This window comes from Burkholderia sp. Ac-20353 (assembly GCF_017104785.1).
Taxonomy (GTDB): domain Bacteria; phylum Pseudomonadota; class Gammaproteobacteria; order Burkholderiales; family Burkholderiaceae; genus Burkholderia.
Window position 1 is genome coordinate 1 of record NZ_JAAGPL010000280.1, and the last position, 8,763, is coordinate 8,763.

At 65.5% G+C, this 8,763-nt stretch carries 10 protein-coding genes; 8 read left to right on the forward strand and 2 right to left on the reverse strand.

Going from position 1 to position 8,763, the window contains the following annotated elements; all coding sequences use genetic code 11:
- Positions 1–351: 351 nt before the first annotated feature.
- A complete protein-coding gene (locus G3N94_RS37685; protein WP_205799305.1) occupies positions 352–1,176 on the forward strand; it encodes a Cof-type HAD-IIB family hydrolase in 825 nt (274 codons plus the stop codon).
- Positions 1,177–1,276: 100 nt separating this feature from the next.
- On the opposite strand, the gene aqpZ is transcribed toward G3N94_RS37685, so the two are convergent.
- On the reverse strand, positions 1,277–2,020 hold the full coding sequence (gene aqpZ / locus G3N94_RS37690) for an aquaporin Z (protein ID WP_205799306.1): 744 nt from the start codon (positions 2,018–2,020) through the stop codon (positions 1,277–1,279).
- Between the two features lie 298 nt (positions 2,021–2,318).
- On the opposite strand from aqpZ, the gene G3N94_RS37695 reads away from it, so the two are divergent.
- Positions 2,319–2,615: an H-NS histone family protein gene (locus G3N94_RS37695; RefSeq protein ID WP_124598845.1), complete on the forward strand. Its 297-nt coding sequence runs from the start codon at positions 2,319–2,321 to the stop codon at positions 2,613–2,615.
- Positions 2,616–2,809: 194 nt separating this feature from the next.
- Here G3N94_RS37695 and G3N94_RS37700 read toward each other — a convergent pair whose 3' ends face one another.
- Complete coding sequence (locus G3N94_RS37700; RefSeq protein WP_205799307.1) at positions 2,810–3,874, reverse strand: glycosyltransferase family 4 protein; 1,065 nt, start codon at positions 3,872–3,874, stop codon at positions 2,810–2,812.
- A 642-nt stretch (positions 3,875–4,516) separates the two neighbouring features.
- Between G3N94_RS37700 and flhD the strand changes: the two genes are divergently transcribed.
- The 6 genes from flhD to G3N94_RS37730 form a co-directional block, all read left to right on the forward strand.
- Positions 4,517–4,837 (forward strand): flagellar transcriptional regulator FlhD, encoded by a 321-nt coding sequence (gene flhD / locus G3N94_RS37705; RefSeq protein WP_124598843.1) that lies wholly within the window; start codon positions 4,517–4,519, stop codon positions 4,835–4,837.
- Positions 4,838–4,932: 95 nt separating this feature from the next.
- Positions 4,933–5,487, forward strand: coding sequence for a flagellar transcriptional regulator FlhC (flhC, locus tag G3N94_RS37710; protein ID WP_124598842.1), 555 nt, complete (start codon positions 4,933–4,935; stop codon positions 5,485–5,487).
- A gap of 211 nt (positions 5,488–5,698) precedes the next feature.
- Entirely contained in the window at positions 5,699–6,559 is an 861-nt protein-coding gene (gene motA / locus G3N94_RS37715) for a flagellar motor stator protein MotA (RefSeq protein WP_124598841.1), read from the forward strand.
- 13 nt (positions 6,560–6,572) lie between these two features.
- The gene (gene motB, locus G3N94_RS37720; RefSeq protein ID WP_205799308.1) at positions 6,573–7,595 is read left to right on the forward strand and encodes a flagellar motor protein MotB; all 1,023 of its coding nucleotides are present in this window, start codon (positions 6,573–6,575) and stop codon (positions 7,593–7,595) included.
- Positions 7,596–7,611: 16 nt separating this feature from the next.
- The gene (locus tag G3N94_RS37725; RefSeq protein ID WP_124598839.1) at positions 7,612–7,989 is read left to right on the forward strand and encodes a response regulator; all 378 of its coding nucleotides are present in this window, start codon (positions 7,612–7,614) and stop codon (positions 7,987–7,989) included.
- Positions 7,990–8,022: 33 nt separating this feature from the next.
- On the forward strand, positions 8,023–8,763 hold a 741-nt coding region (locus G3N94_RS37730; protein WP_205799309.1), incomplete at its 3' end, for an Hpt domain-containing protein.

Sequence of the window (8,763 nt, forward strand, 5' to 3'; positions counted from 1 at the left end):
TGTCATGCCGCGCGGCTGCGCGCGCCGCTCGAGGATTCCGCGCACGGCGCGCTCAGGCTGGCGCTGGCTGCGGCCCGGGGCGGTTGACCGGCGAAGGCGCGGCGCGGGCGTCGCGTCATAAGAGTGGGTTGGGAGTAGGTTCGGAGTGGGTTGGGGGCAGGTTGGGCGTGGATTGGCGGCGAACTGGCGGTGAGCTGGCGGGCGGATGCTGATGCGAGGCCGGTGGGGCTCGATTAGCGCGGCCGTCCCGAAAGCCCTGAACCTGACAACCACCCGACGCGCGCCGGCGCACGACGCTAGAATGGCGGTTCCGCAGAGCCATCTGCGCCCCATCGCGCCTACTCCCGTCCCATGTACAAAGTCATCGCCACCGATCTCGACGGCACGCTGCTGAACAGCAATCACCAGCTCGACCCGTACACGATCGAGACCGTCCGCCGTCTCGATCGCGACGGCCTGCAGTTCGTCATCGCGACAGGGCGCCACTACGCGGACGTCGCGGGCATCCGCGACGTGCTTGGCATCCGCCCGTACCTGATCACGTCGAACGGCGCGCGCGTGCATGCGCCGGACGATACGACGATCCACGCGCAGGACATCGATCCCGAGATCGTCCGTTGCCTCGTGCAGCCGGAAGTCGCGGGCACGCACGGCCGGGTGATCGTCAACCTGTTCGCCGATCGCCACTGGCTGATCGACCGCGATGCGCCGCACCTGCTCGATTTCCACCAGGATTCGGGCTTCCGCTACGACGTGATCGACATGGCCGCGCATGCCGGAGCGGACATCGCGAAGGTGCTGTACATCGGTGATCCGGCAGACCTGGCGGGCGTCTCCGAGCGGTTGCACGCGCAATTTGGCGACCGGCTGTACGTCACGTACTCGCTGCCCGACTGCCTCGAAGTGATGGCGGCGAACGTGTCGAAGGGCCGTGCGCTGCGCTCGGTGCTCGGGCGGCTCGGCGTCGAGACCGGCCACTGCATCGCGTTCGGCGACAACATGAACGATATCGACCTGCTCGAAACCGCCGGTCACGCGTACATGATGAACAACGCGAATCCGGACCTGATCGCCCGCCTGCCGCATATCCCGCGGATCGGCAACAACTTCGACGCGGGTGTTGCGCGGCACCTGCGCACGCTGTTCGCGCTCGAAGGCGACGCCGTCGCGCGCTGAATGAAAAACGGGCGCCGACGGCGCCCGTTGAAACTGCCTGCCTCGCTTTTGTTCGACAGCGTGAGGCTCGCTGCTCCTGCTCGCTTGACCCCGTGGCGTTTTATTCGCTTGTGCGAGCGGATGCATTCGGCAGCAGGCCGGGGGCGTCATCGCGCCCTGCGACCAGCGGATAGATGACCCCGGCGATCACCGCGCCGATCAGCGGCGCAAGCCAGAACAGCCAGAGCTGCCCGATTGCTTCGCCACCGACGAACAGCGCCGGGCCGGTCGAGCGAGCGGGGTTCACCGACGTGTTCGTGACCGGGATCGAAATCAGGTGGATCAGCGTCAGGCACAGGCCGATCGCGATCGGCGCGAAGCCGGCCGGCGCACGCTTGTCGGTCGCGCCGAGGATCACGAACAGGAAGAACGCGGTCATCACGACTTCGCAGATGAACGCCGCGCCGAGTGCGTAGTGGCCGGGCGAGCGCTCGCCGAAGCCGTTCGTCGCGAAGCCGCTGCCGACGACGTCGAAGCCGGGCTTGCCGGTCGCGATCAAATACAGCACGAACGCGCCGATCGTTGCGCCGACGACTTGCGCGACGATGTACGGCACGAGGTCACGCGCCGGGAAGCGGCCGGCGACCGTCAGGCCGACGCTCACCGCCGGATTCAGATGGCAGCCCGAAACATGGCCGATCGCGAATGCCATCGTCAGCACGGTCAGGCCGAATGCCAGCGCCACGCCGGCGAAGCCGATCCCAAGACCCGGAAAGGCCGCCGCCAGCACGGCGCTGCCGCACCCGCCAAGCACCAGCCAGAACGTGCCGAATACCTCTGCAGCAAGCCGCTGAGAAAGGTTCATGAAGCGATCCCGTAGGAAGTGAAGTGGAAGACGGGCGGACGGATCAGCATTTACACCGCCCGCGGAATTGGTCTGGATTATAGGAAATGAATCAGGGAACCGAGGGTCAACGATTGTTAAATTTCAATGCCGGCCGAACGGCTTTATTAGAATAAGTCCGCATTCACGATATAGTCGTATTCGGCTAAAAATACGATCATTAATTTCAACGGATACGGTGGCAGTGCGGATTGCGTAACGGATGCATTGTGTCTAGGCTGGAATCGCCGGGGCCGCATCATGAAACAGGGAGCCAAAAATGTCTCAATACGCGAAACTCAAGGCGCAGATCGCCGATTTGCAGGCTCAGGCCGATGAAGTGCGTCGTCAGGAAGTCGAAGCCGTGATCGCGGACGTCCAGCGGATGATCGCCGAATACGGATTAACCGCCCAGGATCTCGGGTTTGCCGAGCGCGCGCGGCGCGGGCGTCCGCCGAAAAAGGCGCCGCTGCCCGCGAAATACCGCGATCCGAAGTCGGGCGCCACCTGGAGTGGCCGCGGCAAGCCGCCGAATTGGATCGTCGGCAAAAACCGCGACCGCTTTCTGATCGAATAAGCGCTGGGTCAAAAGCGAAAGAGCCGCATCGACGATGCGGCTCTTTCGTTGCTCTTTCGTGACTCTTCCGTGGCTTGTTTGTGGCGTGTTTGTCGCGCGTTTGTATTACGCGCCGATTTCGGCGCGCTTTCGGTTGGGAATTTGCGGTCCGAATGCGGTCCGATTGCGAACCGATTTCGCGCGCATTTCCGGCGTCAGCCGCCCGCGACCCGGCGCAATGCGGGCTGCTTCGTCGCCGCGCAAAGGTTTTCGTAGGTCTCGACATAGCGTTGCGCCATCGCTTTCGCGGTGAAGCGGGTATCGAAGCGCGCGCGGATCGCATCGCGCGACAGGCTGTCGATCCGGTGCAGCGCGCCGACCGCGCCCTGCACGTCCTCGACGATGAAGCCCGTCACGCCGTCCTCGATCACTTCCGGCACCGAGCCGCGGTTGAACGCGACGACCGGCGTGCCGCACGCCATCGCCTCGATCATCACGAGGCCGAACGGCTCGGGCCAGTCGATCGGGAACAGCAGCGCCTTCGCGCCGGACAGGAACGCGGGCTTCTGCGCCTCGTTGATCTCGCCGATGAACTCGACGTGCGCCTCGCCGAGCAGCGGCTCGATCACTTCCTTGAAATAGTCGGCGTCGGCCTTGTCGACCTTCGCGGCAATCTTGAGCGGCAGCCCGCTTTGCGCGGCGATCCGGATTGCGGTGTCGACACGCTTCTCCGGGCAGATCCGGCCGAGGAACGCAAGGTATTCGGGCTTGACGTCCGGCTGCGGCGCGAGCAGCGAGTCGGGCAGCCCGTGATACACGGTGCCGGCCCACGCGGCCTGCGGCAGCGGCTTGCGCTGGTTGTTCGAGATCGACACGACGGGCGCGTCGGGGAACGCGTCGAACACCGGCTGCAGCTCGGGCAGGTCGAGCCGCCCGTGCAGCGTCGTCACATAAGGCGTGTCGAGGCGCGACATCAGCGGGAACGGCAGGTAGTCGAGGTGGAAGTGCAGCACGTCGTATTCGTGCGCGACGCGCGCCACCTGCTCGAGCAGGCGCATATGGGGCGCCATCGCATCGCGAATCGACGGATCGAGCCGCAGTGCGCGCGGCCACGCGGCCTCGAGGCGGGCGGACGTGACCGAGTCGCCGCTGGCGAACAGCGTGACGTCGTGGCCGAGCTCGACGAGCGCTTCGGTGAGGTAGGACACGACACGCTCGGTGCCGCCGTAGAGTTTCGGCGGGACGGCTTCGTAAAGCGGCGCGATCTGGGCAATACGCATGTGGCGATCTCCTGTGTCGATCGAGGCTGGCGCTTGAGCGCTGGCTCCGATCCCGTACGAGGTTGCATGAGTGGCGGAACTCGCCGAAGCACGCGTGACGCGGTGCGTGGCCGGGCATCAGGCGGGGGGCCGGACGCCGGACGGCAAGCGGGAGGGCGGCCGGCACGCGTCGCGCCACCGCCCATTGGAGTCCATTATCGGGATCGGCCTGCGGGGTTCGAGTGTTTTTTCAAACGCTTAAGGCTTGTTACACGCTGAAACGCGTGAAATCCCCGATAAAAAGGGTGTGGTCACAAAAAACGCGATGACAGCGATGATTGTTGCGCGTGCGTGAAAATCCACTATAATTTTTACCGATCAACGCGCTGACAGCCCCGTCTGTCGGCCTTTCGCGACATACAGTCGCGTCCCGCCCATTCCATTTCCTTTCGCTCCCTTTCAAATTCCCTTGTCGGAAAAATTCCTACACGGTTTACAGACAATTCCTGCATGGCGCGCGCCACTTTGCCGATACCGGCACAAATCCCGTTTGGCCAAAATCCCGGTGTAAGACTATAAACGTGCCGATTCCGCGAGCCACAAGCCGCCGATTCGAGCAAACGTTTTCATAACACTAATGGCCAAGGCTCTAACGGGGTAAACATGAGCGCTACAAGCGAAATGCTCGGTGAGATCAAAGAGGTAAACCTGTCGTACCTCCTGCTCGCGCAGCGCCTGCTGCGCGAGGACAAAGCGATGGGCATGTTCCGCATGGGAATTTCCGAGGAACTGGCCGATGTGCTCGGCAACCTGACGCTCGCGCAGACCGTGAAGCTCGCGGCGTCGAACCAGATGCTGTGCCGCTTCCGTTTCGACGATCACGCACTGCTGTCGTCGCTGGCCGACAAGGGCCGCAGCGCCGTCGTCTCGCACGCCCATTCGGCGATCCTGATGGCCGGCCAGCCGGTCGAAAGCATCCGCTGACCGTCCCGCCCCCGCGTTCGTCCCGGCGTGCATGCGCCGGGGTACCCGTGCGCAGGCGATTCCCATCGAAGCAATCCGAAGCGGACGGCTCATATATGGCTACAAAAAGCGTCGTGGTCGAGGTGAAGGAAATCACCCTCGCCATCGAACTGATCGAACTGGGCGCCCGGCTGCAGTTGCTGGAGGCGGAGACGAGCCTGTCGCGGGACCGTCTGATCAAGCTGTACAAGGAACTGAAGGGCGTGTCGCCGCCGAAGGGGATGCTGCCGTTCTCGACCGACTGGTTCATGACGTGGCAGCCGAACATCCATTCGTCGCTGTTCTACAACATCTACCGGTTCATGCAGGACCACGGCCGCTGCGAGCCGATCCAGTCGATCGTGAAGGCGTACCGGCTCTATCTGGAGCACGTGAACCTGTCCGGCGACGAGGCGGCATTGAGCCTCACGCGTGCATGGACGCTCGTGCGCTTCTTCGATTCGGGGATGCTGCAGCTGACCCCGTGCACGCGCTGCGGTGGCCATTTCGTCGCGCATGCGCATGATCCGCATCAAGGTTTCGTCTGCGGCCTGTGCCAGCCGCCGTCGCGCGCCGGCAAGACCCGCAAGGCGGCCGCCGCGCAGGCCGGACAGGCGGCGCTCGCCGTCTGAGCCCCGCCGGGCGGGGCCAGAGCGACTGCACCCGGCCGTACCCCGCGGCGGCACCCCGCGGCTGCATCGGCGCCGCGAGCGCGCATCATCGGCCGCGGATTGCTGGTAAACACGGCCCGGACGCCGCCGCGCGACCGCCAAAGTTTTCCTGCCGACTGCCGTAAACCACTTAACGGCGGTCTCCCCGCCGGTCACTCGTGAGGGACAGGCAGTGCTGATTATCGTGGGAACACTCGTGACGATTTTGTCCGTCTTCGGCGGTTATGCGCTGGCAGGCGGGCATCTGGGCGCATTGATCCAGCCGATCGAAATTCTGATGATCGTCGGCGCGGGTGTGGGTGCGTTCATCCTCGGTAACGGCATGAAGACCATCAAGGCCACCATGCGCGTGCTGCCGACGCTCTTCAAGGGCTCGAAGTACACCAAGGACGTCTACATGGAGCTGATGGGGCTTCTGTACGTGCTGCTCGCGAAGGCCCGCAAGGAAGGCACGCTGACGCTCGAGGCCGACATCGACGATCCGGACAAGAGCCCGATCTTCACGCAGTACCCGAAGATCCTGGCCGATCGCCACATCGTCGAATTCCTGACCGATTACCTGCGGCTGATGGTCGGCGGCAACATGAACGCGTTCGAGATCGAAAGCCTGATGGACGAGGAGATCGAGACGCATCACGCGGAAGGCGAAGGCCCCGCGCACGCGCTGATGCGCGTCGGCGACGCGATGCCGGCGTTCGGGATCGTCGCGGCCGTGATGGGCGTCGTGCACACGATGGCGTCCGCCGACAAGCCGCCCGCGGTGCTCGGCGCGATGATCGCGCAGGCGCTGGTCGGCACGTTCCTCGGCATCCTGCTGTCGTACGGACTGATCGGCCCGCTCGCAAGCCTCGCGGAGCAGCGCGTTGCCGAGTCGACGAAGATGTTCCAGTGCATCAAGGTGACGATCCTCGCGAGCCTGAACGGCTACGCGCCGGCGATCGCGGTCGAGTTCGGCCGCAAGGTGCTGTTCTCGACCGAGCGGCCGTCGTTCGCCGAGCTCGAAGAGCACGTGCGCCGCGTGAAGGCGAAGTGACGCGGAGCGCCCGATGAGCAAGAGCAAGGATCGCGCAATCGTCGTCAAGCGGGTGGCCCCGGCGAAGAAGGGCCACCACGGCGGCGCCTGGAAGCTCGCGTATGCGGACTTCATGACCGCGATGATGGCGTTCTTCCTGTTGATGTGGCTGCTGAGCTCGGTGACGCCGGTGCAGCTCAAGGGGATCGCCGAGTACTTCAACACGCCGCTGCAGGCCGCGCTGTTCGGCAGCGGCGACCGCAGCTCGCAGGATTCGAGCATCGTCAACGGCGGCGGGCGCGACATCTCGAGCGTCGACGCCGGCTCGACGCGCCGCACCGACGGCTCGACGAGCCTCGCGGACCGCGTCGCGAAAAAGAGCGAAGAGGACGCACAGGCGCAGGCGCAAGGCGCGATCGAGCGCCGTGAGCAGGTGCGTCTGCACGACCTGCAGATCAAGCTGATGGCCGCGATCGAGGCCAACCCGACGCTGCGCCAGTTCAAGCAGCAGATCCGCATCGACTCGACGCTGATGGGGCTGCGCATCGAGATCGTCGATACCCAGAAGCGGCCGATGTTCGCGATGTCGAGCGATCACGTCGAGCCGTACATGCGCGACATCCTGCGCGAGATCGGCAAGACGCTGAACGACGTGCCGAACCGCATCATCGTCCAGGGCCATACCGACGCGGTGGCATATGCGGGCGGCGAAGGCGGCTACAGCAACTGGGAGCTGTCGGCCGACCGCGCGAACGCGTCGCGCCGCGAGCTGATCGCGGGCGGCATGGACGAGGCGAAAGTGCTGCGCGTGCTCGGCCTCGCGTCGACGCAGAACCTGAACAAGGCCGATCCGCTCGATCCGGAGAACCGCCGGATCAGCGTGATCGTGCTGAATCGCAAATCCGAAGAGGCGCTGATGCGCGACGACGCGACGACCACCACGTTGTCGGCCGACGCCGCGGGCTCGAAGCAGCTCGCGCAGCAGCTCGCCCCCCCGGCGGCGGCAGGCGTGCGACCGGCGCTGGCCGGCGTCGCCGCGTCCGCGCCGAGACATTGAGGCTCCCGAGACAGACATGATCCGAACCATTCTTGCCATCGACGACTCCGCGACCATGCGTGCGCTCCTGCAGGCGACGCTTGCGCAGGCCGGCTACGACGTGACGGTTGCGCCGGACGGCGAAGCCGGCTTCGACATGGCAGCCGCCGTTGCATACGACCTTGTGCTGACCGACCAGAACATGCCGCGCAAGAGCGGCCTCGAGGTGATCGCGGCGCTGCGCGCGCTCACTGCGTATGCGGACACGCCGATCCTCGTGCTGACGACCGAGGGCAGCGACGCATTCAAGGCTGCCGCGCGCGATGCGGGCGCGACCGGCTGGATCGAGAAGCCGATCGATCCGGCGGTGCTGGTCGAGCTGGTCGCGTCGCTGTCCACGCCTGCCGAATCCTGACTTGAACGCGACGACCTTATCCGGTGACCCGGCATGACTCTCGACATCACTCAGTTCTACCAGACGTTTTTTGACGAGGCGGACGAGCTGCTCGCGCAGATGGAGCAGCTGTTGCTGAACCTCGACGTCGACGCGCCCGATCCCGAGGATCTGGCCGCGATCTTCCGCGCCGCGCACTCGATCAAGGGCGGTGCGGCGACGTTCGGCTTCTCGGCGCTCACCGACACGACGCACATCCTCGAATCGCTGCTCGACCGCGCGCGCAACCACGAGCTGACGCTGACGAAGGAGATGGTCGACGCGTTCCTCGAAACCAAGGACGTGCTGTCCGACCAGCTCGTCGACTATCGCGCGAGCGCGGAACCCGACGCGGCTGCCGCCGCGGCGATCTGCGCGAAGCTCGAGCGGCTGAAGGCCGCGAGCGGTGAGCCGGCGGCTGCTGCAGCTGCAGCACCCGCTGCACCTGCAGCGCCAGCCGCAAGCGCGCCGGCTGTTGCACCGGCTGCTGCATCGACTGCTGCATCGACCGCGGCACCGGCCGACCCGAGCGTGCCCGACCACGTCGTCGAGCAGGCGTTCGAGGCCGCGCATCCGGTCGCCGCACCGTCCGCCGCTGCATCGGCCGACGCCGGCGGTCCGCACCTGAAGATCACGCTGACCGGCGTCGACGTGAAGGACCAGGCGCTCCTCACCGAGGAGCTCGGCAATCTCGGCCGGATCGTCGGTCGCCAGGAAGCGGGCGGCGCGCTGACGCTGTGGCTCGAATCCGACGTG

Coding starts and splice junctions, on each gene's coding strand:
- flhC (WP_124598842.1), top strand. CDS start 4,933: ATGGCTACAAAAAGCGTCGTGGTCGAGGTGAAGGAAATCACCCTCGCC.
- G3N94_RS37685 (WP_205799305.1), top strand. CDS start 352: ATGTACAAAGTCATCGCCACCGATCTCGACGGCACGCTGCTGAACAGC.
- G3N94_RS37700 (WP_205799307.1), bottom strand. CDS start 3,874: ATGCGTATTGCCCAGATCGCGCCGCTTTACGAAGCCGTCCCGCCGAAA.
- G3N94_RS37695 (WP_124598845.1), top strand. CDS start 2,319: ATGTCTCAATACGCGAAACTCAAGGCGCAGATCGCCGATTTGCAGGCT.
- flhD (WP_124598843.1), top strand. CDS start 4,517: ATGAGCGCTACAAGCGAAATGCTCGGTGAGATCAAAGAGGTAAACCTG.
- aqpZ (WP_205799306.1), bottom strand. CDS start 2,020: ATGAACCTTTCTCAGCGGCTTGCTGCAGAGGTATTCGGCACGTTCTGG.
- G3N94_RS37725 (WP_124598839.1), top strand. CDS start 7,612: ATGATCCGAACCATTCTTGCCATCGACGACTCCGCGACCATGCGTGCG.
- motB (WP_205799308.1), top strand. CDS start 6,573: ATGAGCAAGAGCAAGGATCGCGCAATCGTCGTCAAGCGGGTGGCCCCG.